We start from the raw sequence: 25,335 nt of genomic DNA, 5'->3' as shown, positions 1-25,335 counted from the left end.
CCGAATTGTGCGGCAGGAGGGGCAAGGATGAGAGCAGAACGGATCAGGCGGGCGCTGTCCCGGTATCGTTCCACTCTGGGCGGTGCGCTTGTCGTGTCCGGTCTGCTGGTTGCGTTCGCGATCCTGACCATCCTCGAATTCTCGCCCGCGACCGATTACCTGTCCTTCGATATCTACCTGCTGACCAGTACCGTGCTGATCGTGGCGAGCTGCGCGTTCTTCCAGTTGCAGACCTATAACAAGCAACAATCGCAGATCCTCTCGATGCAGTTGAAGGAAAACGCGGCGATGCGCGGCGCGCTCGATACGCATGCCATCGTGTCGGTCACGAATTCCGCCGGAGAGATCATCGACGTGAACGAGCGGTTCGCCGAGACCTTCGGCTATTCGCGCCATGAATGCATCGGCCGGACACCCCATTTCCTTTACGACGGGAAGGACGGGACGCGGGTCTTTCTCGAGATCCGCGAAAAGATCTCGAAGGGCATCTCCTGGTCGGGTGAACACTCCGCCGTAATGAAATCCGGCGAGCGACGCTGGTTCCAGGCGACGATCGTGCCGATCACCGACAAGTCCGGGCGGCTCATCAAGGCGATCTCGATCCGGTCGGATGTGACCAGCCTGCGCGCTGCGGCGGCGGACAGGCAGGTGCGCGGCCTTCTCGATAACCTGCAGGACGAGGTCTACATCTACCGGCTGACCGACCTGTCGATCACCTACATGAACAATTCCGCCTGTCAGCGCCACGGCTGGACACAGGACGAGGCCTTGCGGCGGCGTATCCTCGACATCGATCCCCAGCTTGACGAGGCCCGTATCCGCGAGCGGCTCGCACCGCTGGTGCGCGGTGATGTCGAGACGACCTTCTCGCTGACCAACGAGTCCGAGACACCGACCGAGATCTCGACCCGGCTGTTCGAGCAGGCCAATGGCGAAATGGTCTTCATCTCGCTCGTGCGGGACGTGACCGAACGGCAGGCGCTGGCGCGGGCCAAGCTGTCCTCAGTGTCCATGGTCAGCCATGAATTGCGCACGCCGCTGACCTCGATCGCGGGCGCGCTGAAGATGCTGGAGGGCCGCTTCACGAGCGATCTGACCTCGCAGGCGGGCGAGCTTCTGAAGATCGCGGCGCGCAACACCGACCGGCTTTTGTTCATTGTCAACGACATACTCGACCTCGAGAAGATCGAGGCGGGCCAGATGCGGTTCGAGAAGGAGCATATCGACCTCGATGTGCTGATCCGCGACGCGGTCGTCTCGCACCAGACCTATGCGAGCGGGCTCAAGGTCGGCCTCGCCTATTCCTCGGATCGGTCGGGCGCGATGATCGAGGGCGATCCGGCGCGGCTGATGCAGGTCATGGCCAACCTGATCTCGAACGCGGCGAAGTATTCCTACGAAGGCGACGTGGTCGATGTGTCCGTGACCGATCACGGCACGGCGTGGCGCGTCGCGGTGCGCGATCGCGGTCCCGGCATCTCCGAGGACGGGATCAAGAAGCTCTTCGATACTTTCGCGCAGCTTCAGGCCGCCGACGGCGTGCGCCGCGAAGGCACCGGCCTCGGCCTCGCCATCACCAAGCGCATCCTTGACAAGCACAGTGCCTCCATTCACGTGGAGAGCCGCCTGGGCGAGGGCAGCTGCTTCTACTTCGACATGCCGAAGGCGCAGATGCAGGCGCTCGAGACCGACAAGGCCGCCTGAGCCATCCGGGCCGTCGCGCCGGCGCATCCCCAGGTTTCCCACAACCGCCAAGCCCTGTCGTCCGGCGCGCGAAGATGCGCCGGAAGCCTGCGTGACGCCGCGCGGGACGGTTTATGTCATGCCCCTTCCTGTGCGATACAACGGCAGACGGATCACGCCCGTTTCCGATGATCGCCGGTGCGGGATCGCGGGGTTCAGATCTTGGGACCCACAAACGCACAGGCTGCAGAAATTTCGGTAGACCATGGTATACCGAACGGGTATAGAGCGCTCAAACGGATGAAAGGACACCAGCCATGTCGGATTCGCACACGCCCGATATCATCTACACCAAGGTCGACGAGGCCCCGGAACTCGCGTCGCACTCGCTTTTGCCGATCATCCGCACCTTCGCGGCGGCGGCGGGCGTGTCCATCGGCATGAAGGACATCTCGCTCGCGGGGCGGATCCTCGCGGCCTTCCCCGAGCGTCTGAGCGACGCGCAGAAGCAAAGCGATGACCTCGCGGAACTGGGCAAGCTGGTCAAGGAACCGCATGCCAACGTCATCAAGCTGCCGAATATCTCCGCTTCGGTGCCGCAACTCGTCGCGGCTGTGAAGGAACTGCAGGCGCAGGGCTACGACATCCCCGACTATCCCGACGCGCCCGAAACCGACGCCGAGAAGGACGCCCGCGCGCGCTACGACGCGATCAAGGGCTCGGCGGTGAACCCGGTGCTGCGCGAAGGCAACTCGGATCGGCGCGCGGCGGCGGCGGTGAAATCCTACGCCATGGCCAATCCCCATTCGATGGGGGGCTGGAGCCCGGACAGCAAGACGCGCGTGGCCTGCATGTCCGACGGCGACTTCTTCTCGAACGAGACCTCCACGACGCTGAACGGCGCCCAGGCGGGGGCGGCGAAGATCGAGCATGTCGCGGAAGATGGCAGCGTCACCGTGCTCAAAGACGGCGTCAGCTTCCCCGAGGGCACGGTGGTCGATGCGACCTACATGTCGGCGGCGAAGCTCGATGCCTTCCTGGCCGAGCAGATCGGGGCCAGCAAGGAAGACGGCATCCTCTTCTCGCTGCACATGAAGGCCACGATGATGAAGGTCTCGGACCCGATCATCTTCGGCCACGCGGTCAAGGAATTCCTCAAGCCGGTCTTCGAGAAGTACGGCGAGGACCTGAAAGCCGCCGGCGTGAACCCCAATTCCGGCATCAAGGACCTGATGGCGCGGATCGAGGACATGCCGAACGGTGCCGAGATCAAGGCCGAGGTGGAGCGCGTGATGGCGGAGCGTCCGCCGATGTACATGGTCGATTCGGCCAAGGGCATCACCAACCTGCACGTGCCGTCGGACGTCATCATCGACGCCTCGATGCCCGCGCTGATCCGCGCCGGCGGCAAGGGCTGGGGTCCGGACGACCAGCAGCACGACACCAATTGCGTGATCCCCGACAGCTCCTACGCGCCCGTCTATGACGAGACGATCGAGTATTTCAAAAAGACCGGCGCGTTGGACCCGACGACCTCGGGCACGGTGCAGAATATCGGCCTGATGGCCCAGAAGGCCGAGGAATACGGCTCGCACCCGACGACCTTCGAGATCCCGGCCAACGGCAAGGTGCGCATGATCGCCGCCAATGGCGACGTGATCCACGAACACAGCGTCGAGGCAGGCGATATCTGGCGTTCGGCCTCGGCCAAGAAGGCGCCGATCGAGGATTGGGTGAAGCTCGCCATCGACCGTCAGCGCGCGGAAGGCTGCGAGGCGATCTTCTGGCTCGACGAGAACCGGGCCCATGACGCCGAGCTGATCAAGATGGTCAAGCCGATCCTCGAGGCCGAGGGCGTGGCCGACAAGTTCCAGATCATGGCCCCGCGCGAAGCGACCCGCCAGACGCTGGAGACCATCCGCAAGGGCGAGAACTCCATCGCCATCACCGGCAACGTGCTGCGCGACTATCTGACGGATCTCTTCCCGATCCTCGAGCTCGGCACCTCCGCCAAGATGCTGTCCATCGTGAAGCTGATGAATGGCGGCGGGCTCTTCGAGACTGGGGCAGGGGGCTCGGCCCCGAAGCACGTCCAGCAGCTCGTGGAGGAAAACCACCTGCGCTGGGACAGCCTGGGCGAGTTCTGCGCGCTTGCGGAAAGCCTGAAATTCCTGGCCGATGCGCGCGACAACGAAAAGGCCCGGGTGCTGGGCGAAGGCGTTGAGGCCGCGACGCAAGGGGTGCTCGACAACGACCGTTCGCCCTCGCGCAAGGTCGGCCAGCCGGATAACCGCGACAGCCATTTCTGGTTCGCGCTCTACTGGGCGCAGGCGCTGGCCACCCAGACCAAGGACACCGAGATCGCGGCGCATTTCGCGCCCATCGCCAAGGTGCTGACCGAGAATGCCGACGCGATCGTCGCGGAGCTTGCCGAAGCGCAAGGCCAGGCAGTGGATCTCGGCGGCTATTACCATACCGACGAGGCGAAGACCTCGGCGGTGATGCGGCCCTCGAAGACGCTGAACGACATCATCGGCTGATCGCCGCGTCTCGCGACATGCTGAACCCGCCGGCCCCGTGCCGGCGGGTTTTTTCATTGCATGCTGCGGTCAGCGGGTGACGGCAGGTGGCAAGAACTGTGCTCCGTATCGCCGCGATCATTGTGCGGAAGGCCCGCCCGGCGTAAAGCATCGGCATGGGATCACGGGCAGGATAGACGCCACCGATGGGATTGTCGCGACGCCAATTGCGCCTCGTCCAGATCGCGGTGAGCGTGACGCTGCTGACGCTCTTGTGGATGGCGGTGGACGGGCAGGAAGCGCTGCGCATCCTGCGCCGCGCGGATCCGGGCTGGATCGCGCTGGCGGTGGCGGTGATGACGCTGCAGACGCTTCTGTCGGCCTGGCGCTGGAAGCTGATCGCCGGGCGGCTTCGGCAACCGATGAGCTACCGTCACGCGGTCCGCGAATATTACATGTCGCAATTCGTCAACCAGTCGCTGCCCGGCGGCATGATGGGGGATGCGGGCCGGGCCTACCGGATGCGCAAGCCCGCGGGCCTGCTCAGGGCGGCGCAGGCGGTCTTCTTCGAACGGCTGTCGCAGCAGGCGGGCATCTTCGCCATCTTCGCGGTCACCTATGTCATCACCACGATCCAGCCGGGCGGGCTGCGCTGGCCGGTCTGGCTGACCTCGATCACGGCGCCCCTGTTGCTGGTCTGCCTCGGCCTGCCCTTCATCCTGTGGTTCGGCTGGCTCCTGCCCGGGCCGCAGCGGCGGGCGCTGCAGGATCTGTGGTCCGCGCTCGAGGCGTCGCTTCTGGGCCGGAAGGCCTTGCCGCTGCAATTGCCGCTGGCGCTGACCACGGCGGGGTGCAACATCTTCGCCTTTCATGCCTGCGCGATGGCGATCGGCACGTCGCTGCCACTGGCCGCCGTGCTGGGGCTGGTGCCGCTGATCCTGTTCATGATGCTGGTGCCGGTCACGGTGGCTGGCTGGGGCCTGCGCGAAGGTGTCGCCGCCGCCCTCTTTCCCATCGCGGGCGCCAGCGAGTCGGCGGGTCTTGCCGCCTCCATCGCCTTTGGGCTGGTCTTTCTTGCGGCCGTGTTGCCGGGCGTGTTGCCGATCCTAATTCGTCGCAGGCGTGTTGAGGCCGAGGACCCGCCCACTTAGGTGTGACCTCTGACCTTCCCAAAGGATAGTTCGCTGCAATGATCGGCCCGGTCCTGATTTTCCGTCATCTCGACGACACGCATCTGCATCTCGCCGCCGTCGTCACGGCGGACGGGCCCGACGCGCCCGGTCCGTTTGTTGTGGACGGGCACGAGATTGCGGCGACGCTTCTGACGCGGATCGACGCGACCGGCATCTGGCGCTTCGATTTCGCGGTGCCGCGCGGGCAGAACGCCGCCTATCGCTTCGCCGGGGAGGATCACCCGATCGCCACCGATGTGGACGGCGATCTGCGGATCGGCTTCGTCTCCTGCAACGGCGAGGAGCATGGCGATCTCGACCGCGACGGGGACGAGCGCAACGCGATGTGGATGCGCATGGACGAGACGCATCGCGCCGCACCGTTCCACCTGCTGATCCATGGCGGCGATCAGGTTTATGCCGACGAGATCACCCACACCCATCCGCTGACCGCCGACTGGCCTGAAGCGGTGCCAGACCGTGTCTCCGAGGCGGAGCTTGACGATCTGCGCGCGCATCTGCGCCGGGGCTTCCTGCACCGCTATGTCGAGACCTATTCCGGCGCGGGGTTCTCCCGCATGTGCGCGCAGGTGCCGTCGCTGATGATGTGGGACGATCACGATATCTGCGACGGGTGGGGGTCGCTCGACGAGGACAAGCTCGGCTCGCCCGTGGGGCAGCTGCTGTTCGAATGCGCGCGCGAGGCGTTCCTGCTGTTCCAGCACGGGGCGACCGATGCGGATGTCCCGGCACTGTTCCTCGATGAAAGCGGCGCGTCCCTGTCCTTCCGGCGCGATCTGCCGGGTGTGACGATCCTCGCGCCCGATCTGCGCTCCGAACGGACCAAGGCGCGGATCATGGGCCCGGCGGGCTGGGCGGCATTCGATGCGGCGCGGCAAGACGTGGCGGATCGGGTGATCCTCGTCTCCAGCGTGCCGCTTCTGGGGCCGCGCCTGTCGATCATCGAGCGCATCATGAACGCGCTGCCGACGATGCAGAAGTACGAAGACGACCTGCGCGACCAGTGGCAAAGCCACGCCCATCGCGCGGAATGGCAGCGGATGCTGCGCGCAGTCCTCGCGATGGAGGCGGCGGGGTCCTCGGTGACGGCGGTATCGGGAGAGATCCACCTCGCGACGCGCGCCACCCTCGATGGCGGGCGCGGCCCGGTGCATCAACTCGTGGCGTCGGGCATTTCCCACCGCGCGCCGCCCAAGGCCTGGGCCTGGACCCTCGGCACCTTTGCGCGGCTGGGCGAAGCGCCGCTGGCGGGCCATCCGATCCGCATCCGGCCCTTGCCGGGGCAGGGCACGAACTACACCGCGGAGCGGAACTTCCTGATGATCGACCGCCGCGACGAGACATGGCAGGCGCGCTGGTCACTGGAAGAGAGCGGCGTCACGCCGTCCCTCGCGATCTGAGCGCTCGCCGCTTCAGCCGAGATAGATACGCCCCTTCGGATAGCGCACCCGCGCCACGCTGTGGGTGGCAAGGAAGAAGCCAAGAGTCAGCGGGCCGACCCGACCGAGAAACATCACCACCATGATCGTCGCGCGGCCAAGCGCGTCGAGCTCGCCCGTGGCCCCCATCGACAGCCCGACCGTGCCGAAGGCCGAGACCACCTCGAAGGCCAGTGTCAGAAACAGGCCGTCGAAAGTGATCGAAACCACGAAAAGCGCGAAGGCGAGGATCAGGATCGAAACGACTGTGAGAGCGAGCACCTTCATCACCTCATCAAGGGCGAGGCTGCGGCCAAAGGCGTGCAATTCCGTGCGCTTGCGGAAGAAGGCGATGGTGGCGAGCACGAGCACGACCGCCGTGGTCACCTTGATCCCGCCGGCGGTAGAGGTGGAGCCGCCACCGATCACCATCAGCGCCATGGTCATGAGTGTCGTGGCCTCGTGCATGCCGGCGGTATCGAGCGTGTTGAAGCCCGCCGTGCGCGGCGTCAGCGCCTGAAACCAGCTGGCCTGCAGCTTGTCCCAGATGGACAGGGGGCCCAGCGTTGCGGGGTTGGTCCATTCCAGCGCCGCGAACAGCACCCAGGGCACGATCATCAGAACGGCAGTGCCGTAGAGCATTATCTTCGTATGCAGGGACAGGCCACGCCACTGGCGCGTCTCGTAGAGATCGGCCAGCACCACGAAACCCAGCCCGCCGAGAATGAACAGCGCGGAGATCACGAGGTTGATCACGGGGTTGCCGACCCAGGGCGACAGGCTTTGCGACTCGAGGCTGAAGCCCGCGTTGTTGAAGGCCGAGATGGCGTGGAAGATCGCGAACCACAGGCCGTCCAGCCAACCCATCTCGGGCACGAAGACGAAGGCCAGGATCGCGGCGCCGCCTGCCTCGCAGATCAAGGCGACCGACAACAGCAGCTTCACGAGCTTCAGCAGATCGCCCATTGAGGATTGGTTCAAATCCTCGCGCAGGATCAGGCGCCCGCCGAGCCCGACCTTCACGCCGATCGCGGAAAGCACGAAAACCGCGAAGGTCATCAGGCCCAACCCGCCGAACTGGATCAGCAGCGCAAGGATGACCTGCCCGATGAAGGTGAAGTCGCCGCCGGTATCCACGACCGCAAGGCCGGTGACGGTCACCGCCGACGTGGCGGTGAAGAGCGCGTCGAAGAAGCTGATCCCGGCCTGTTGCGAGATCGGCAGCCACAAAAGGATCGCGCCTGCCAAGATGACGGTCAGATAGAGCGTGACCAGGAGCGCGGGAGGCGACAGCCGGACGATTCGGCCCCAGAGCGTGGAGCGGATACCGATCAGAGCCATGTCAGAGGCTCGCAGCAAAGCGGCGCAGGTCGTTCCGCTTGCCGAGCAGCAGTAGCAGATCGTCGCGCTCGAAGGTGCAAGGCTCGCCGTCCTGCGCGATGAACTCGGTGCCGCGCATTACGCCGACGCAGCGCAGGTCGAAATCCGTCTTGTGCGCCAGATCCTCGAGGCTCTTGCCCTCGAGGCTTTCGGGGATCCGGAAATTGACCACGTAATAGCTGTTTCCGAGGCTGATATAGTCCCGGATCAGCGGGTTGTGCAGCACCTGGGCCACGTGTTGACCCACCTCCACCTCGGGATGAACGATGCGGTCGACGCCCAGCCGGGACAGGATGCGATGATGGGTCTTGGTGCGGGCCTTGGCCCAGATCGTCTCGACGCCGACGAGCTTGAGGTTGATCGCCGACAGGATCGACGCCTCGAGATCGGACCCGAGTGCGATGAGCGCGATATCGCACTCGCCGAGGCCCGCCTCCTTAAGCGCCTTCTCGTCACGCGCATCCACGATCAGGGCCTGGCTGATATCGTCGGCATGGGCGGTCACTCGGGCCTCGTCGACATCGACGCCGATGACCTGATTTCCGAACCGGGTCAGCTCCTTGGCGACCGTAGATCCGAAATTGCCAAGTCCGATGACAGCAAAGATGCGAGCTTTTTCGGCCATGATCTCCTCAGGGTTCCGTGGTGGGTGCGAGAGAGCATGGAGCGGGTGCGACCTGCGACAAGGCGTAAACTGCGGAAGGGTTCAGTCGTCGACTTTTTCGACCATGTCCATCGAGACGGACAACCTCGATTCCTGCCCCATGAAATGCATCAGAAGCTGGATGCGCGCGTTGTCATCCATCCGCTCGATGCGGCTCACGAGATCTGCCATGGGGCCGGCTACGACCCGGACCCGATCGCCGGGCTTCAACTCCGGCGGCGGTTTCAATAGCCCCGATTCGTCGCTGCGCTCCATCAGGGCGGCCATGAAGTCGTCGGGCAGGGGGGTCGGATGCCGTGGATCGTTCACGATGACCCGCGTCAGCCCGCGCGTGGCGTTGAGGGCGCGCCATTGCGGGGCGAGCGGATCGAACTGAACGAAGATATAGCCGGGAAAAAGCGGCCGCGGTGTGGTCACGACCCGATTGGACTGCCGCCGTGTTTCCAAACGTTTCGGCGTGAAATGGCTGAAGCCTTGCCGCGAAAGGTTCCGTTCCGCGATGCTGAGACCGTTGGGTCTCAGTTGCGCGGCAAACCAGTTCGAAGAGGTCTCATGGACAAGACGATGCAGCACGCGCCCTCCGGACAATCGGTAGCTGGCCGGGATGTGACACTTCGCCTGCGCAAGTGCAACGGCTCAGCCGGCGACGTCCCGCTCACGAATTGTAGTAATCCGAACCATAGGCCGAGTAGGCGCCATGCTTGCCGCCGTATCCGTAGCGCTTCATGCCCTTGGGATCGATCTGCGCGAGTACGAGGCCCGACACACGCAGATTGGCGGTGGCGAACTGGCGCATGGACTCGCGGACCTGCACTTTCGTCGTCCTGTCCCAAGCGGTGGTAAACACGATCGCGTCGCAATGCTGGCCGATCACCCGGGCATCGGGTACCACCAGAACCGGCGGTGTGTCGATGATAATGATGTCGTAGAGGCCTCTGATTCTCTTCAGGAATTCCTTGAATTTCACGGAGGAGAAAAGATCGGCCGCATTGAGGTTCGACTTGTCGCCCATCAGGATATCCACCGGCATGCGTGGATCGCGAATGACGGCCTCCTCGATCGGGCATTCCTCCATCATCGCGGCCACGAGACCGGGATGGTCGTCCCCGGTCTTGAAATATTGCTGGAAGGTGCGGCGGCGGATGTCGGCCTCGATCAGGAGCACCTTGCGGCCCATACCGGCCAGGTTATGCGCCAGGGATATCGCCTGCGTGGTCTTGCCCTCGCCGGGAAGCGAAGAGGTCGACATGATCATCTGGGGCGGATTGTCGACATTCGACAAGAGGACCGAAGTGCGCAGATTTCGAATCGCCTCGGCCGCGGCAGAGGTGGGCTTGGCGTTCAGGTAATCGATCAGCTGGTCGCGCCGCTTGATGGGCATTTTGGGGATCTGACCGAGAATCGTCTGCCCGGTATGCTCTTCGAGGTCGTCAGCGGTGCGGAAGCCGGAATGCATGAACTGGCGCGATAGAATGATCGCAGCGCCAAGCATGATTCCAAGGATGCCTGACAGCGCCAGGATCAGCGACTTGCGCGGCTCCACGTACTCTCCGGGTGTTGCGGTGGACAGGACCCGGCTATCCGCTTCCTGAAGGCCCCGTTGCACCGAGGCTTCCTTCAAACGACTCAAGAAGGTTTCGTACAGCGTCTGAATGGACTGAATTTCGCGGTCCAATTGCTCCAGGCGCGCGAGGTCGTCGGATTGTTCGGCGAGCTCGGTTTCCTGCCGCTGAAGCGAGGCGGCCAGCGCCGTTTCCTGCGACCGGGACCGGTTGAGGCTTGTTTCTTCCCGCGAGATCAAGAGCTCAGCGCGTGACCGGAACAAGTCGATGGCGTTGCTGTCGCCAGAGAGCGCCTCGGCGCGCAAACGGTTCAGCGTCGAGTCCGACAGGCGGGTGGCAAGGGCGTCGAAATCGTTCTCGGCGAGCAGATCGCGATATTGCTCGAGCCGCTGCTCCTGCACCGCAATCTGCGCCCGGGTTTCCCCGAGGCGATTGCGCAGGTCGATCAATTGCCGGTTCAGGGCCTCGAGCGCTTCGGGACTGATCAAATCCGTTTCGGTGCGGGCGGACTGCAGCTCGTCCTCACGTTCGAGGAGGTCGCGTTCAAGCTCGGTGACGCGCTCTGACAACCAGCTGACGGCGTTTTCCGTCGCCTGGAATTTCTTGGCCACCTGATCTGTGATGTAGATTTGCGCCAAGGTATTCACAAGGCGCTGAGATTTCACGGCATTTTCCGTGCGCATGGAGATTCTGAACACATATGTATCGCGGATCACACTTGCCGAGATGGCCTCGCGGACGGCGGCGATCGTGTCGTTCCGAATTTTCTCTGATTCAGGCACTTCGCTCTCTGCGGGCGTGGCGCTGGCAAGATTGCGCAGAAACGTCATGATCGGATCGAGAGAGATGGCGGGTTCCGGGCGCAATGCTGCGTTGAATTCCGGATCGTCCAGCAGGCTCATCTCTTCCACGAGCTGCATGATGATACCGCGGGAGCGGATCACTTCCAGCTCGGTATTGAGGCTCGCATCTTCGGTCGACACGCCTGAAACGACGGCTTCGATGTCAACGATCGGAGGTGCCTGCAGTTGGATGGCAAGGGTCGTGGAAGCCGAATATTTTGGAACGGCAATAACATATGCGTAAACGCCACCGATCAAGATCGCGACGGCGGCACAGAGCGCGATGACCCACTTGCCACGCCACAAGGTGCCGGCCAGCTCCATCAGGTCGATTTCATTATCCTGAAGGTCATCGCGTTGCGGCGGGTCCTGAGGACGCTGAATCGGGGATGAGTACGAAGTGTTCACGTGGCCTCGAATGATGGTCCGGTTCTCGCCCCTTCATAAAGCCGGGGAGAGGGTATGCAACCTGCACAGATGCACTGATTGCGCAGTACGAACAAAAAGGGCAGCCCTTCGGGCCGCCCTTTCGTAGCTGGTTGCCTTGGAGTCGGCGATTAGGTGCCGCTTGTTCCCGACGTGCCGGTCGTGCCGGACGAGCCGTCACCATCGCCCACGGACGAGATGATCGCCACGAAGACGAGGCCGGCTGCACCGACAGCGGCCGGTCCAAGACCTCCACCGAGTTCCGCCATTCCGGCACCCGCGCGAAGGCAGGTCACGCGGATTGTCGTCGCATCGATGAACTCTGCGGACTGGATGGTTGCTTCGGCGCCGCATGCGCCTTGGTCGGCTGCGATTTGCAGCGCCTCGGCGGTCGTGCCCTGAGCGGAGGCAGAAAATCCGGTCAGCGCAAGCGCGGCGGATGCAACGATTGTGCGAATATACATTGGTGGCTCCTGAATCTGGCGTGTAACTCCACGGCGTTCTACGAAACAGCACGCATGATGACCAGAAAAAATTTCAATCCAATTTGGTTTAAGAGAAAATTAGCGCTTATGAGCCTCAGCGGCAGGCATCCTCTTGGAATGATGGTTCACTCGACGTGGTCAGAGCACGCACACAGAAAGATGGTGGGGTCATAGTGCAGGACGGTCGCTGGGTAGTGCGCTCTGCAACGTCTCTAAAAATTTTTGTATGGTTTTGTGATGTTGACCGGCCGCTCCACGGATGCTCGGCGTCGTAGCGCTTGGCTGAATTAGTTGTCGGAGTTCTCTCCGATCTGCTCTTGCGGCGCGAGGGCAGGCGGACGCTTGCCTGATGTCACAAGAATGCTTGGTTAAGATCGCAAAATCGACTAGGGGGTCTGGCTGTGGGACTTGCTGACATTTGGCTACCTGGGAAGACATTCGATATGAAGTATTTGATATGACGCATCTTCTGGGACGTTTTCTCGGGCTGTCGCGCCGTACAAAGCGCAGCCTGCTCGTCATCGCCGATCTCATAGTCGCGCAGGTTGCCATATATTCCGCCTTGATGTTGCGCTACGGTACGCTCAACCCCGAGAATGTGCCGTCCTTCGGATGGCCTCTTTTCTTCGCCGTGCTGTGCATCAGTGCCGTGGCTGCATTCGGGCTGCGGCTAGATCGCGTGAAGTTGCAGTCGGTCGAAGGTCGCGCCGTTGGAAATATCGCCGCGTTTGCGATCCTTGCTGCCGTTGGTGTGAGCGCGTTCTTTCACATGACTGCGCTGCCGGGTCCCCGGTCTGTGCCGATTATCTTCGCGGCTTTCTGTTTCTTCGGCGCTGCAGGTTACCGCCTTTTGGCGCTTCAGATTTTCCAGAGCTTCGCGACGGGTGACAGCCGCAAACGCGTCATCATCTACGGCGCCGGTGCAGCCGGAATTCAGCTTGCTTCCGCGTTAAGAGCGGCGGCTGAAGCGCGGCCGATGGCATTCATCGACAACAACCCGAATCTTCGCGGACTAATCATTGCCGGACTCGATGTTCATGCACCTGGTCGGCTGCGCGATTTGGCCAGGAAAATGAAGGCAGAGCAGGTCCTGATCGCCATCCCGTCGCTGGAAAAGCCGCAACTTGCCAAGCTCGTGCAGGAGGTGCGCGATGTCGGCCTGGAAGTGCAAGTTCTGCCCTCATATATCGACATGATGAGCGGGGTGGTATCCACGCCTCAGCATCGCACGGTCGTCCCCGAAGAACTCCTCGGACGTGACGCCGTCGATCTGGCGCATCATGAAATCGACGATGCCTACGAAGGGCGTTCGATCATGGTGACCGGGGCGGGAGGGTCGATTGGATCGGAACTGTGCCGGCAACTCATGAATTGCAAACCTAAGCGAATCGTTCTGTTTGAGCGGAGCGAGTTCGCGCTTTACAGCATCGATCAGGACCTGAAAAAGTTGGCCGCCAAGCGCGGGATCGAGATCATTCCTGTGCTGGGCTCCGTGACCAACAAGATGCGGGTTTCTTGGGCGATTGCGCAATATGATGTGCAGGTCGTACTGCATGCTGCAGCTTACAAGCATGTCCCATTGGTTGAGGCCAACGAACTCGAGGGTGGGCGCAACAACATTCTCGGAACGATGGTTGTCGCGGATGCGGCGATCGAAGCGCAGATCGAGCGCTTCATCCTTGTGTCGACCGATAAGGCTGTGCGCCCCACAAACATCATGGGCGCCACGAAACGTATGGCGGAACTGGTCGTCCAGGATCGGCATACACGTTCGGGTCGTACGGTTTTCTCGATGGTGCGCTTCGGAAACGTCCTCGGCTCGTCCGGGTCGGTAATACCGCTATTCCAGAAGCAAATCGCGGCGGGTGGTCCGGTCACTGTGACCGATCCCGAAGTGACTCGCTACTTCATGACGATCCCTGAAGCGGCACGGCTTGTGCTTCTGGCTGGCGCCTATTCTGAAGGCGGCGATGTGTTCGTGCTGGACATGGGAAAACCGCACAAGATCATTGAGATTGCAAAGCGTATGATCAATCTGTCTGGGCGAAGCGTAAAGGACGTTGAGACAGGTGTTGGCGATATCGAAATCGTGACGACCGGCTTGCGCCCGGGCGAGAAGCTTTTCGAAGAGCTGCTGATCGACAATGACACCTTAGGTAGCACTCCGCATCCCAAGATACTTCGGGCTCAGGAATACGCGCTGTCGCAGGAACAGGTGCGCGAAATGCTGAACGAGTTGGGACGCTGCATTCGGGAAAACATCCCGCATGAATTCCGCAATCTCGTTGCGCATACCGTACGCGAGTACCGGCCTTGGAAAGACGTTTCGAAACCGACGCGAAGCGAAGACACCGAGAGAAAAGATGAGGCCAGGCTATCGAGTTGAGGATCTCAGGTAGGCCCTTCATCCCGGTTCTTCATTTTTCGGCAAGTGCTCTTTTCAACCAATTTTCAGAAGTACTTGAAGCTCCTCAACGCCCTGCGACACGAGGTTCGTAGCGCGCGCGACGTCAGACATCTTTGCAGAGCGTTTTTTTTCTCCGCCATGGAGGCTCTGGTTCGGCTTCTGTTTGAAACTCGCCGGCAGCGGTTTGGTGTTGGAAGCGACGCTCTCGGATTGCCTGCTTTTTCGTGACTTGAGATTGGGCTTCTCTCAAACCTTTGAGAGAAGCCGTCGTTTGATTTTTGGCCTAACTAGCTACCCCCCCCATCAATTGGACGGTTTCCGCCGCGGCTTAAGCTTGTCTCCTGCGGCTTGAAGATCGAGATCATCTGCTCCTCGGTGAACCGTGCCCACTTCATTCTGTCGGTCTCTTCGGTTGGAGCGGACGCTACCTAGATCGGCAGAGGAGGCAGGTGTCAGTTCTCCGGATTTCCAAGAGGCAAGATGCGAAGCTCTTGCAGCGGTTTTTCGGAAATTTTGTGCCTGTGTGCTATGACTGACGTTACGCGTTACGGATGTTCAATACGCGGTCAGCAGGGTCTTGGGCTGCGGAGCCCAGCCAGTCGGAGACGCGAGCCACCGTCACTGAAGATCAGCGGCCCGGATTTTTGGTGATGGCAAATCCGAATTCATATATTCTTTCTGCACCTTGCTTGGGGTGGTGCTGATGCGCTATATATTCGTTTTCATTTAATGGCTTAAGGCTTTTTTAAGGTGTCAGTTCTCGAGATTATTTTCGATTCTCGCTCTGAGGCGCATCCAAGTGCGCCATAGAAGCGCCGGAACGAGTAATTTCTGCTCGAATGAGCACTTTGTCGGATGGCGCACTGCGGCCTGCGCCAGCATTCCAGCAGGAGGGCACGCGACATGGAGTATCTCATCTACCGAAGCCGAGCGCTTGTCGCGCCTCGCTCGGCCGCATGCGATTCGATTGTCGTGGTTTCTCAGCGCAACAACACACTCCTCGGTTTGACGGGATTCTTGCACGCGGAGGAGGGGTTATTCATCCAATATTTGGAAGGGAGTCCAGACGTCCTTTGGCCGCTTTATGAACGGCTACATAGCGACTTAAGGCATACTGACCTTGTCATGCTTGGTCATGGCACTGTCGGTAGGCGCAGATTCAGCGATTGGAGCATGGGGTACTCGTCGACCAATGTTCTCGTGTTTGAAGACTTTCTCGGAGAAGTGTCGTTCAAAAAGCAAACGGAGCAGGCCTCCTGTTCGGAAGCTCTGACATTTCTTGCGGTTGCGGCCGCACGCCTTGATTTGGGAATCTCAGACCCGCTCTGAACACTCGTCCGCCGAACAAGGTGTCCGTCATCAATGGATGTGATCCGAGTGAGCTAACAGCGTTAAGGACGGTCTGCCGGCGACAGTATCGGAACGGCGAACTCGCGACCGGGAGCGGTCAGGCGTTCGTGCCGGTGAAGATGTCGCGGGGCATTGATGCCCAGTCGCCGCGGCAACCGATCCCCGACGTCCAGCTCTAGATCGTTCTGAGGATCGGACGTTACCTGTGGTTGTCCTCGTCGGCGGACCCGGACGCATTGCCTCGGCTGCAGCCGAGCCTCGAGGGCAAATGGTCGCCTTCCCGGCCGGGGCGCGCGTAGACCGTTCATCCTCCCGTCGCAAGAGCACCACCAGGCGCCAGTAGCCGAACCTGCGCCGTTCGTTGACCAGGTCGCGCAGCCGCGGCGCAGTCCCGTGTCGGGGGGCCTGACGCACCGTCTTGCGATCTGCCCCGATCATCTGGCACGCCCGCCGTTCCCACCGGCTCATCCAGGCCCGCAGATGCGCAACGGCCGCGCGCTTCACAGCTGGCCTTAACATTTTTGAAAGCAGTTCCTTCATCGCCGCTGAATAGAGCATCTGCTCTGCCAGCAGCTTCTTCAGCCGGCGTTCTCGTCTTCAGCCGCCTTTAGCCGCTTCGCATCCGAAACCGTCCTGCCGCCAAAGTTGGCTTTTCACTTGTAGAAGGTCCGGTCCGACATGCCGTGCTTGCGGCAGAGTTTGCCGCACGTCGCGCCAGCCTCATGCTCGGCTAGAATGCCGACGATCTGTTCTGCCGAAAACCTTGATCGCTTCATTATCTGTCCCTTCGGTAGGACGGACCCTAGTTCCAAGCGGAGGAATAATCCCCTGGCTGGTCAGTCTATTCTGTCGAGATGCTTGACCCGATTTGCCGCTGAAGCGTGCAACTTTGGCGCGAAACCGACGCCGTTTCGGGAAGGGCGCGTAGGATCCGCTTTTCTGCGAGCGCCACGATACTCAAGCACCTCTTTTCCCGCGGCGGCGCACCGCCGCGGGAGAGCTTGTGTGTCACGATGTCAAAGAGCGAGCTGCGGCGGCGCGCAAGAGAACAGCCCACGCACCCTTGTTGCTATCTTTCTGTCGCCTCCAGTGGTAGCGGCATGGGCTCTGCTTCCAGTAGCGCCTTTGTATAGGCCTTCAGGGCTCGCCTCCGAGCGGTCTCAGCTTCGCGCCGATAGCGTTGAAGCTTGCCGGCCTCGCGCCAGAAGGCACGCTCGCGCTGTGCGGCAACACGCGCTGCGATGTCCCTCGTCTCCGAGGCGATAATGGCGCGGAGGTCCTCGACGTTCAAAGTCATGAACTCGCCGCTTGCCTCCCCCGCCTCGCCGGCGCCCTGAATTTGGGCCTGGGCAAAGCGGCCGCAGAGAAAGGACCGCTCCGCCGCTATTGCGCGTGCAAGCCGCGCCTCGCATTCTGCCAAGAGAAAGGCATGCCGATCGATGTCATGCGTCGCATAGCTCGCTGGCACCCGTTCCGGTTCGTTCAGGATCAGCCGATACTGTACAAGGGCTTCGTTCACACCCAAGGCGGCTGTCACTCCGTGACGGCGAGCGTTCTGTGCAGGATCGCGCTCAGGCATGGCGCCGAACCCGCGGGGCAATGACACGCAGCGTCTCGTAATCCTCGAGAAGCTCGCGGCGGCGCTTTTCCAGAGATGCAATCCGCGCTTCGTGATGACCGAGGGGCTCGGCCAGGATGTGGTATGCTTCTGCGTGCAGCGCAACCGGATCAATGCTATAACTCGCCATGGCGTCGAGCGCCGCGTTTTGTTTGTCCAGGTTTTCAGAAAACAGGTCCCGAGCTTTTGCCTGCTCCTCGGGATGCTCATTCCGCGGTATTACTTGGATTATGCCGGTTGCAAAAAGCCCCGCGGCAAGCTCCTGCGTCTTGGAGACGAGATGGGCATCGCGCATACGTCTGTGCTGCTCGAGTTCAACCTCCATATCAGCAATCTCGCGCGCGCGGCGGCGTTCATATTCGCTAACAGGACTTAACATGTCCAGCATGGCGCGACGGATCTCGTCGACGCTCTTGCGGCCGCCGTTGAGCAAGTTATCGGCAAGCTGGAGGAGCGGATCGGCGGGTGGTTTGGTCTTGGAAGCCATATTTGGGTCCCTTCAATAGGCTGTGTAATACCGTTGGAGAACGGATGCTCCAGGGGGGGGGGTGCATGGTGGCGCGCGCAGTCTCCTGCGCATTTCGATAAGGCGCGCAGCTGGGCGCGAACCCAGGCCGAAGTGTGGTTTTCGGCCCAAGCAGACACGCCGCAGGAGACCCGGGAGGCGGTCTTATTTTGATTTGAGTGCCCATTGTGGTGCCTCCGGCGCAGATGAGGAGGCACGAGCATTATGCGCGATCACCTCCGCGATTAACGGATTCAGATCTCAGCACATCATGCGCGAGGTATAGAGTTGTTATGTACCAGATATAGTAGTGGGTCTGGCAACACAAGCCCGGTCTGGCCGCCACGGCTGACAGCGAGGTCTGACTGCGACGAGACCCGTGGACTTGCAGCGGCGAAACAAGCGCTGGATCAAGCTATCACTCTTGGGTGCCGTAAATTCGCAGACCCGGACCCTCCTCTGGTGTGCCGACAAAGACAATTCCGGCGGCCTCGAAACAGCTGCGCAGGGTCTCGAGGTTGTTCTTGCGGGATTTTGGCAGGCCTCTCTCGACCGCCTCATATCGCACAATTGTCGCCGAGCCGACGCCTGTGGCATCGGCGAGGTCCTGCACTGTCCAGCCCAATGCGGCCCGGGCCGCGCGAATTTGTTGTCCGGTGATTGACATGAGGTTAGTTATGATCAATCATTTATCATAACTAATGTTTATCAAAGGCGGGAGGATGAGACGTGTTGGATTGGAAAGTGGCATTGGAAGCTCTCGATGGTGCGTATTCTGATGCCACGATGCGCGCCTATTTCGCCGATGTGCAAGCCTACGTGTCCTGGTGTGATGAAACCGTCTGCGATCCTTTGCCGGGAAGCGTGGCGCAGATCTGTGCCTTCATCGAAGACCAAGGACGGAACAAGGCGCCCTCGACGGTGCGGCGGCGTCTCTACGCCATTCGAAAAGTCCATCGTCTGCTTGGGCTTCCCGATCCCACGGAGGATGAAGCCATCAACCTTGCTTTGCGCCGGGTCCGGAGGGCCAACCCGGTACGGCCTCAGCAGGCGCGCGGTTTGAACGCTTCGGACTTGGAGCGATTTCTGGCGGTGCAACCCAAGACGCCTTGGGGCCTGCGCAACGCCGCAATGCTGGCGCTTGGATACGAGCTAATGACGCGACGTTCGGAATTGATAGCGTTGCGGGATTCCGATCTCGAGTTGCGTTCGGATGGCACGCTGCGCGTTCTCATTCGCCGCAGCAAAGCGGATCAGGAAGGGCAGGGACGTCTGGCGTTCACATCTGTGAAAACAGCCGATCGTGTGCGCTTCTGGCAGGAGTGGCGCGGCTGCGTCACCGATTGGCTGTTCTGCCCGATTTATCAAGGCCAACCTATCGATCGAGGTCTGAGCGACACCACGGTCAAGACCGTCATCAAAACGGCTGCGAAACGTGCCGGATTTCCGCCCGAAGACGTCAGGGCCTTCAGCGGGCACTCGATGCGGGTTGGCGCCGCGCAGGATTTGCTGAAGCGCGGTTTCGACACATCCGCCATCATGCGGGCTGGCGGCTGGAAATCTGTCTCTGTCCTTGCCCGATACCTTGAAGTCGCCGAACAGAATGTCTGGGAGATGTGATGAGAGACTCTCAGCGTCTGGGCATGTGCCAGCGGCTGTCCAATAGATGATTAGATCGCCGCGCGCATTTTCATACATATGCCGAGCTGGACTCAGCCGTGATCAATGTCGAAATCCGCGAGCTTGGCAACTCCAGCAGTCGTCACGCTGTGCTCCGAGATGCTTGCAATGCTCGACGCCAAAATGGCGACACGCGCAACGCGGTCTGAATGCATGACGAGGCCCTGAAGCTCATGCTTGAGATCCAGAGTTGCAGGCAGCGCTGGAAGCTGCGGAAATCGCCACGAATGAGAACCGAGGTCTCTTCCAGGCGGTTGCATGACGCTGTGGAGCTGGCGTCCAACCCCCGATGGGCGTCCGCATGATGGAGGACCTCTCTTCCGGCACCGTCAACGAACAAGGCTTTGCTCCGTTGTAGGTTTCGCTGCCACCGAATGGTGCTTAGATGACTTCGCGCATTTCTTTGCTTTGATTGCTGAGGCAGAGGCGCGCAGGTCCATCCGCGGTCAAGTCGGCGCTCTTGATGGTGCATCGCTTCGATGGCATGGCCGCGGAGCGAAATTAGGTCTCAAATAGGTTGCGCTCGGCGGCGTGGATGTGGACCCAGCAACCTGTCTTCGCGCGCCATGTCTGCTCGTGCCTTTGCAATCAGTTTCTTGTCTTCTTTTCGTTTTTTATCGGGCTCGAGCAAGCCAAGGTGCCGCATAGCCAGGTCAAGAACCTCTAGGCGATTGATATGTTTGATCGCGATCGTTCGCTCAACGACTTGACCGCGGCGGCTCTTGGTCTTGATTGCCAGACCAGAGAGCGCACCACTTACAAAGTGCCTTGACCAATCGGCCGGGTGTTTGATCTTGTTTTGTTCGTCAAAAATGTCGCGTATGTCCGCGTCAAGAATAGCCTTCAACTCGGCCAATACTTCCTCTCGCGCGGTTTCACTGCGATCGCGCAACTCTGTCACGCGAAATCTGATCGCTTGCTGGATCTTGCGCATGTTGAGCAATTGGTTTGCGATCTTCTTGATATGCCGCGCCTTGAACCCGGCTTCTCGCGCCGCGCGGTCCGGTTCAAAATGATCAACATAGCTCACGACAAAGGCCGTCTGCTGTGGTGTGAGATTGAATTGCAACGCCCATAACGGGACGTCCAATCCGGTCAGCTCATTGGATAACATGTTCATGATGTTGGCCTACATATCGCGTAACTATGGCATAATCTGTACCATATGTTGTATTGTTTTGCAAAAAACGAGCATACAACAGAGGGTACACTGCGGCCGGAGCGATATCGGCGGAATCCGCGAATGGTTCGTCCCGGCCAGTGGGTGCAAGCTCTGATTAAGGAGAAGCATTCGCGAGGCGTACTGAGATTATCCAGCGAGATGCTTGATGCAGCCTATGCCTCGGCCTCGTTTCGGTCAGTCAATCTCCAGCAGTTGCCGGATCTCGACGACGCCTTTATCCACGAGCGCGGCGTCTTCTCGAGCTTCCACATTCAGCCGCACGATCGGCTCGGTATTTGAGCTGCGGAGGTTGAACCGCCAAGTACCAAGGTCGATCCCAAGGCCATCTGTCTCGTCAATGCTTCGGGCGTCGGGTTCAAAGCGGGCACGCACCCGCTCAATCGCCGCAGGCGGATCAGAGAGCTTGAAATTGATCTCGCCGGACGACGGGAAGGCCGCTTGGCGGTCTGCCACCAACTCCGCCAATGGCCCGGACCGACTCACCAACTCCGCGATCAGCAGCCATGGGATCATGCCCGAATCGCAAGAGCAGAAGTCGCGGAAGTAGTGATGGGCTGACATCTCTCCGCCATAGACGGCGTCATGGTCTCGGAGAGCCTGTTTGATGAACGCGTGTCCGGTGCGCGCCTGGATGGCAGTTCCGCCCGCTTTGGTCACGAGATCCTGCGTGTTCCAGATAATGCGGGGGTCGTGAATGATCCGAGCTCCGGGGTCTTTGGTCAAAAACGCCTCGGCGAGCAGGCCCACGACATATTCGCCGTCGATGAAGCGGCCCTCATGGTCGAAAAAGAAACAGCGGTCAAAGTCGCCATCCCAAGCCACACCGAAATCAGCGTTGCAGGCGCGAACGGCCTCTGCCGTGGCCGGTTGGTTCTCGGGTAGCAGCGGATTTGGGATGCCTTGCGGGAAGCTTCCATCGGGCGCGTGGTAGAGCCGCTCGAACGCCAGAGGGCTTCGTAGGGCCCGGAGTTTCGCGGCTATGGCATCGAAGGTGGGGCCCGCTGCGCCGTGACCCGCGTTTACCAGGATTTTGAGAGGGCGGAGCGCAGAGATATCAACGAATGAGATAACCCGCTCAACGTACGCGGCACGCGCCTCCGCGGCGACATCGCGGACTGTGCCGCCGTCAGCGGTCCCGCCGAATGCATTCTCCTCGGCCAGCGCCTTGATCGAGGTAAGTCCGGATGCGGCATCGAGCGGCGCCGAGCCTGCGCGGACCATTTTCATGCCGTTATAATCCATCGGATTGTGTGAGGCGGTCACGCAGATGCCCGCATCCGCCGCGAAGTGGGTCGTCGCAAAATACATCTCTTCCGTACCGGAAAGCCCGAGGTCGAGCACGTCGCACCCTTCGGCCACAAGCGCCTGCGCGACTTGGGTCGCCAGACTTTCTGAAGACGCTCGTACGTCACGGCCCAGAACGATTCGCTTGGCGCCGAGCGCTCTGGCAAATGCGCGGCCGATCCGATAAGCTATCTCTTCGTCGAGATCGACACCGAGACGCCCGCGAATATCATAGGCTTTGAAGCAGGTGAGCGCGCTCATCCCATGGCTTCCTGGCCGCGGCAGCAACGGGTCTCGTCTTGCAGGATATCATCCTCACCGGGGTTTCTCCCGCTTTGCAGCTCGATCAGAACCGTGGGGATTTTTCCAAGGTTCTCCATGCGGTGCACCGCGGCAAGCCGAGTGTAAACTGATTGATTTTCCGTCACGAATTGGCCCTCCACATCTGTGGTGATATTGGCTGTGCCTTGCACAACAATCCAGTGCTCAGATGGGTGGTGAGTGCCGAATTCGCCTATGAATTGGTAGCTCATGCGAAGCAATCCCGTTCGTCGCGCACCTTGGCCGCGACCATGGGCGCACGGCCAACTTGTGCGCAGAACAATCCGCCGTCTGGGCGAATTATCGCCCGAAAATGGCGCTCGGCGGGTCATCGTGTTGCCCTTGATTCGACGCGTTGCTACGTCATCGTCGCAAGCAAGAAATAAAGCAGTAGCGAGTAATCAGCGAGATCAAACTGTGACATGTCCACCTCGGTATGAGGCTTGGACGGCCGGAGGTGTGTCTCTGCAGGTCCCTGATAGTAAACGCAAAAATCGTAGTGGTCTGCGGCAATGGGCGACTCGAAGAGCCCGTCACCTCCCGGGTGTGACCGTACGGGAAAAGAAAAAAGGACACTCTCTGATGCAGGGCGTTAACACACCGAATTTCCGCCGCTCGACGACCGAAGTCGTATCGGGCTGCTCCGCCAAGCAAACCATCGTGATGCAGCAAAAGTGGATTTGGGCATGATCAGCGTAACAACGCGCGCGCAGCTTGAAAATGCGCTGGCATCCGCACAGGCCGGCGATGAAATCGTCCTCGCGGCGGGCGATTACGGATCGTTCGACTTCAATGGCTACAACTACAGCGGCTATGTCACGGTGCGTTCGGCGGATCCGGACAACCCCGCTGTGTTCGATCAGATCGACATCGTCGGGTCCAGCTTTCTCGCCATAGACAGCGTGCACGTGGACAACCCGTCGAACGGCGCCGCTTCGTCGAAAGTGGTCAATATCGACGGCAACAGCCATGACATCGTGTTTTCGAACTCAGAGGTGAACGGCTCCGTCACGACCAGCACGAATTACAACGAGTTCCAGGGCCATTACGGCATCTATACCGGCGGCAATGTGCGGAACATCCGCATCGAGGAGAACGAGGTCCACGACGTGAAGAACGGCTTCGTGGCCTTGGGCAGCGACAACATCGAGGTTGTCGGCAACCATTTCGACCGGCTTGGCAACGACACCATGAAGTTTGCCGGCGTCAATGGCGTCCTGATCGAGAACAACATCGGGCCGACGTCGAACTTTCCGTCGCCGACCGCCCATGTCGACTTCATTCAGTTCCAGGGCTCGTCCGAGAACATCACCATTCGCGGCAACGTTTCCCTCGCCGGCAACATCGGCACGACCCAGGCCATCTTCATGGCCGACGGCAGCTACAACAACGTGCTGATCGAACAGAACATCCTCTATACCGGGATGCTTCACGGGATCACCCTCTATTCCGGCGCGAACGTCACGATCCGCGACAACACCGTGTTGAACGCGCCCGATCTGGTACACAAGGCAACGGTCATTCAAAGCCCTGACGGTGCCACGGTCACCGGCAATATCATCTCGGCCACCGGATATGACGGCAAGGTGAGCGGCGGCAACCTGTACGTTCAGCATGACCAGCCCAACCAAGCCCATCACTACAGCGACTATTTCCCCAACGCAGAGACCGGCCTCGGGGTGACGCTGCAAGACCTCGTCCCGCTCGCCGGCTCATTGGCCGAGCAATACGGGGCCTATGAGCGGCTGATGGAATTGTTGAACGGCGACACCTGGGTGCCCGAGCCGGCTCCGCAGCCGGACCCCGATCCGCAACCCGAACCCGATCCGCAACCGCTGCCCGACCTCGATCCAGCCGAAGGAACCGTCTTCAGCCTGCCGGGTGAGCTCACGATCGCGGACGCGGGGGACGTGTTTGAAATGGCACACAGCGCCGAGCTGGAGATATCTTCCGGCACGGTTGCGTTCTCTTTCACGGCAGACGATGTCGCCGGTGTGCAGGGCCTCGTCGCCAAGGATGCCAGCGGATATGTCGGCGGCGGTCACCATTTTGCCGCCTACCTTGAGGGCAACACCCTGATGGTCCGCCTGCAGGATGCCGCAAGCGACGCCTACCTGAGCCTTGATGGCATCGAGGCGGGAACGACCTACGACGTCGCGGTGACCTTCGGGCCTGACGGCGGTGAACTCTGGGTCAATGGCGAACAGGTCTCGACCACCGAGCTGGTGATGGACTGGACGCAAAACCAGCAACATCTTCAATGGGGTGGCCTCGGCTGGGGCAGCGCGGACCAGGCGGCGGGCTATGACGCGAACTTCCGGGGCACGATCAGCGATGCGACTATCTATGACACCAAACTGACGACGGGCGGAGTCACGACCCAGACGGGCACCGAATTCGCCGATCTTTTGGTGGGGGATGACTTCGCGAACCGCCTCCAAGGCTTGAACGGCAACGACACGCTGAACGGCAATGGCGGCGACGACTTTCTCGACGGCGGCGCTGGCACTGACCGGGTCTCTGGCGGAGCGGGCAACGACGATCTCGACGTGGGCGCGGGGAATGGCAGTTTCCAATACGCGGACGGAGGCGCCGGTAATGACACCTATCACTACGCGAAGGACGCCGGGAGGCTTTATCTCTCGGGCGAAACGGCGAGCAGCGGGTCAGCCGACCGGATTGTCTTCAGCGATCTGACGCTCGACGACTTCACCTTCGATACGCTCGACTACGGGCCGCTGCCCTATGGCGGGGACCAGGTCGCGCTCCGGATGCTCTGGAACGACGGCGAGAGCTCTGGCGAGCTGCGCGTGGC

Annotated in this window: 19 protein-coding genes and 1 pseudogene; 8 read left to right on the top strand and 12 right to left on the bottom strand. The window is 61.0% G+C overall.

Annotated elements, in window-relative coordinates:
* Positions 1–27: 27 nt before the first annotated feature.
* The 4 genes from BW990_RS16315 to BW990_RS16300 all read left to right on the top strand — a co-directional run bounded on the left by BW990_RS16315 (position 28) and on the right by BW990_RS16300 (position 6,795).
* Entirely contained in the window at positions 28–1,704 is a 1,677-nt protein-coding gene (locus tag BW990_RS16315) for a PAS domain-containing sensor histidine kinase (protein ID WP_076449684.1), read from the top strand.
* Positions 1,705–2,000: 296 nt separating this feature from the next.
* Positions 2,001–4,223 (top strand): NADP-dependent isocitrate dehydrogenase, encoded by a 2,223-nt coding sequence (locus BW990_RS16310; RefSeq protein WP_076449680.1) that lies wholly within the window; start codon positions 2,001–2,003, stop codon positions 4,221–4,223.
* A gap of 185 nt (positions 4,224–4,408) precedes the next feature.
* Positions 4,409–5,353, top strand: coding sequence for a lysylphosphatidylglycerol synthase transmembrane domain-containing protein (locus BW990_RS16305; RefSeq protein WP_076449679.1), 945 nt, complete (start codon positions 4,409–4,411; stop codon positions 5,351–5,353).
* A 38-nt stretch (positions 5,354–5,391) separates the two neighbouring features.
* Positions 5,392–6,795: an alkaline phosphatase D family protein gene (locus BW990_RS16300; RefSeq protein ID WP_076449677.1), complete on the top strand. Its 1,404-nt coding sequence runs from the start codon at positions 5,392–5,394 to the stop codon at positions 6,793–6,795.
* 12 nt (positions 6,796–6,807) lie between these two features.
* Here the strand turns inward: BW990_RS16300 and BW990_RS16295 are convergent, their stop codons facing one another.
* The 5 genes from BW990_RS16295 to BW990_RS16275 all read right to left on the bottom strand — a co-directional run bounded on the left by BW990_RS16295 (position 6,808) and on the right by BW990_RS16275 (position 12,151).
* Positions 6,808–8,154, bottom strand: a complete 1,347-nt coding sequence (locus tag BW990_RS16295; RefSeq protein ID WP_076449675.1) for a TrkH family potassium uptake protein — start codon at positions 8,152–8,154, stop codon at positions 6,808–6,810.
* Between the two features lies 1 nt (position 8,155).
* Complete coding sequence (locus BW990_RS16290) at positions 8,156–8,818, bottom strand: potassium channel family protein (RefSeq protein WP_076449673.1); 663 nt, start codon at positions 8,816–8,818, stop codon at positions 8,156–8,158.
* 81 nt (positions 8,819–8,899) lie between these two features.
* Positions 8,900–9,430 carry a transcription termination/antitermination protein NusG gene (gene nusG, locus BW990_RS16285; protein ID WP_159441678.1) on the bottom strand — a complete coding sequence of 177 codons (531 nt, stop codon included), beginning with the start codon at positions 9,428–9,430 and terminating at the stop codon, positions 8,900–8,902.
* 82 nt (positions 9,431–9,512) lie between these two features.
* A complete protein-coding gene (locus tag BW990_RS16280) occupies positions 9,513–11,669 on the bottom strand; it encodes a polysaccharide biosynthesis tyrosine autokinase (RefSeq protein ID WP_268794343.1) in 2,157 nt (718 codons plus the stop codon).
* Positions 11,670–11,818: 149 nt separating this feature from the next.
* Positions 11,819–12,151 (bottom strand): hypothetical protein, encoded by a 333-nt coding sequence (locus BW990_RS16275; protein ID WP_076449671.1) that lies wholly within the window; start codon positions 12,149–12,151, stop codon positions 11,819–11,821.
* A gap of 478 nt (positions 12,152–12,629) precedes the next feature.
* Between BW990_RS16275 and BW990_RS16270 the strand changes: the two genes are divergently transcribed.
* Together BW990_RS16270 and BW990_RS16265 are read left to right on the top strand one after the other, a co-directional pair.
* Complete coding sequence (locus BW990_RS16270; RefSeq protein WP_076449669.1) at positions 12,630–14,558, top strand: polysaccharide biosynthesis protein; 1,929 nt, start codon at positions 12,630–12,632, stop codon at positions 14,556–14,558.
* Between the two features lie 924 nt (positions 14,559–15,482).
* The gene (locus BW990_RS16265; protein ID WP_159441677.1) at positions 15,483–15,908 is read left to right on the top strand and encodes a BLUF domain-containing protein; all 426 of its coding nucleotides are present in this window, start codon (positions 15,483–15,485) and stop codon (positions 15,906–15,908) included.
* Between the two features lie 318 nt (positions 15,909–16,226).
* Here the strand turns inward: BW990_RS16265 and BW990_RS22335 are convergent.
* The 4 genes and pseudogenes from BW990_RS22335 to BW990_RS16245 form a co-directional block, all read right to left on the bottom strand.
* A pseudogene (locus BW990_RS22335) lies at positions 16,227–16,705 on the bottom strand (transposase); the annotation flags it as partial.
* 293 nt (positions 16,706–16,998) lie between these two features.
* Positions 16,999–17,508: a hypothetical protein gene (locus BW990_RS16255; protein WP_143526251.1), complete on the bottom strand. Its 510-nt coding sequence runs from the start codon at positions 17,506–17,508 to the stop codon at positions 16,999–17,001.
* Positions 17,501–18,034, bottom strand: coding sequence for a hypothetical protein (locus BW990_RS16250; protein ID WP_076449661.1), 534 nt, complete (start codon positions 18,032–18,034; stop codon positions 17,501–17,503). The genes BW990_RS16255 and BW990_RS16250 overlap by 8 nt, the downstream gene beginning before the upstream one ends.
* Positions 18,035–18,470: 436 nt before the next feature.
* Positions 18,471–18,719 (bottom strand): helix-turn-helix domain-containing protein, encoded by a 249-nt coding sequence (locus BW990_RS16245; protein WP_076449659.1) that lies wholly within the window; start codon positions 18,717–18,719, stop codon positions 18,471–18,473.
* Between the two features lie 62 nt (positions 18,720–18,781).
* On the opposite strand from BW990_RS16245, the gene BW990_RS16240 reads away from it, so the two are divergent.
* Positions 18,782–19,672, top strand: a complete 891-nt coding sequence (locus BW990_RS16240) for a tyrosine-type recombinase/integrase (RefSeq protein WP_076449657.1) — start codon at positions 18,782–18,784, stop codon at positions 19,670–19,672.
* 568 nt (positions 19,673–20,240) lie between these two features.
* Here the strand turns inward: BW990_RS16240 and BW990_RS16235 are convergent.
* The 3 genes from BW990_RS16235 to BW990_RS22330 form a co-directional block, all read right to left on the bottom strand.
* A complete protein-coding gene (locus BW990_RS16235) occupies positions 20,241–20,852 on the bottom strand; it encodes a terminase small subunit (RefSeq protein WP_083950669.1) in 612 nt (203 codons plus the stop codon).
* Positions 20,853–21,089: 237 nt separating this feature from the next.
* The gene (locus BW990_RS16230; protein WP_076449653.1) at positions 21,090–22,460 is read right to left on the bottom strand and encodes a phosphohexomutase domain-containing protein; all 1,371 of its coding nucleotides are present in this window, start codon (positions 22,458–22,460) and stop codon (positions 21,090–21,092) included.
* Complete coding sequence (locus tag BW990_RS22330) at positions 22,457–22,732, bottom strand: cupin domain-containing protein (RefSeq protein ID WP_076449651.1); 276 nt, start codon at positions 22,730–22,732, stop codon at positions 22,457–22,459. The genes BW990_RS16230 and BW990_RS22330 overlap by 4 nt, the downstream gene beginning before the upstream one ends.
* 474 nt (positions 22,733–23,206) lie before the next feature.
* On the opposite strand from BW990_RS22330, the gene BW990_RS16220 reads away from it, so the two are divergent.
* A partial coding sequence (locus BW990_RS16220; RefSeq protein ID WP_200798064.1) for a right-handed parallel beta-helix repeat-containing protein occupies positions 23,207–25,335 on the top strand: 2,129 nt, incomplete at its 3' end.

This window comes from Roseivivax lentus (assembly GCF_900156805.1).
Lineage (GTDB): Bacteria > Pseudomonadota > Alphaproteobacteria > Rhodobacterales > Rhodobacteraceae > Roseivivax > Roseivivax lentus.
This window is presented reverse-complemented; position numbering and strand designations above follow the sequence as displayed.

Excerpts from the sequence above, each read along its gene's own strand:
- BW990_RS16315 (WP_076449684.1), top strand. The coding sequence starts at position 28 with ATGAGAGCAGAACGGATCAGGCGGGCGCTGTCCCGGTATCGTTCCACT.
- BW990_RS16310 (WP_076449680.1), top strand. The coding sequence starts at position 2,001 with ATGTCGGATTCGCACACGCCCGATATCATCTACACCAAGGTCGACGAG.
- BW990_RS16305 (WP_076449679.1), top strand. The coding sequence starts at position 4,409 with ATGGGATTGTCGCGACGCCAATTGCGCCTCGTCCAGATCGCGGTGAGC.
- BW990_RS16300 (WP_076449677.1), top strand. The coding sequence starts at position 5,392 with ATGATCGGCCCGGTCCTGATTTTCCGTCATCTCGACGACACGCATCTG.
- BW990_RS16295 (WP_076449675.1), bottom strand. The coding sequence starts at position 8,154 with ATGGCTCTGATCGGTATCCGCTCCACGCTCTGGGGCCGAATCGTCCGG.
- BW990_RS16290 (WP_076449673.1), bottom strand. The coding sequence starts at position 8,818 with ATGGCCGAAAAAGCTCGCATCTTTGCTGTCATCGGACTTGGCAATTTC.
- BW990_RS16275 (WP_076449671.1), bottom strand. The coding sequence starts at position 12,151 with ATGTATATTCGCACAATCGTTGCATCCGCCGCGCTTGCGCTGACCGGA.
- BW990_RS16270 (WP_076449669.1), top strand. The coding sequence starts at position 12,630 with ATGACGCATCTTCTGGGACGTTTTCTCGGGCTGTCGCGCCGTACAAAG.
- BW990_RS16265 (WP_159441677.1), top strand. The coding sequence starts at position 15,483 with ATGGAGTATCTCATCTACCGAAGCCGAGCGCTTGTCGCGCCTCGCTCG.
- BW990_RS16255 (WP_143526251.1), bottom strand. The coding sequence starts at position 17,508 with ATGCCTGAGCGCGATCCTGCACAGAACGCTCGCCGTCACGGAGTGACA.
- BW990_RS16250 (WP_076449661.1), bottom strand. The coding sequence starts at position 18,034 with ATGGCTTCCAAGACCAAACCACCCGCCGATCCGCTCCTCCAGCTTGCC.
- BW990_RS16245 (WP_076449659.1), bottom strand. The coding sequence starts at position 18,719 with ATGTCAATCACCGGACAACAAATTCGCGCGGCCCGGGCCGCATTGGGC.
- BW990_RS16235 (WP_083950669.1), bottom strand. The coding sequence starts at position 20,852 with ATGAACATGTTATCCAATGAGCTGACCGGATTGGACGTCCCGTTATGG.
- BW990_RS16230 (WP_076449653.1), bottom strand. The coding sequence starts at position 22,460 with ATGAGCGCGCTCACCTGCTTCAAAGCCTATGATATTCGCGGGCGTCTC.
- BW990_RS22330 (WP_076449651.1), bottom strand. The coding sequence starts at position 22,732 with ATGAGCTACCAATTCATAGGCGAATTCGGCACTCACCACCCATCTGAG.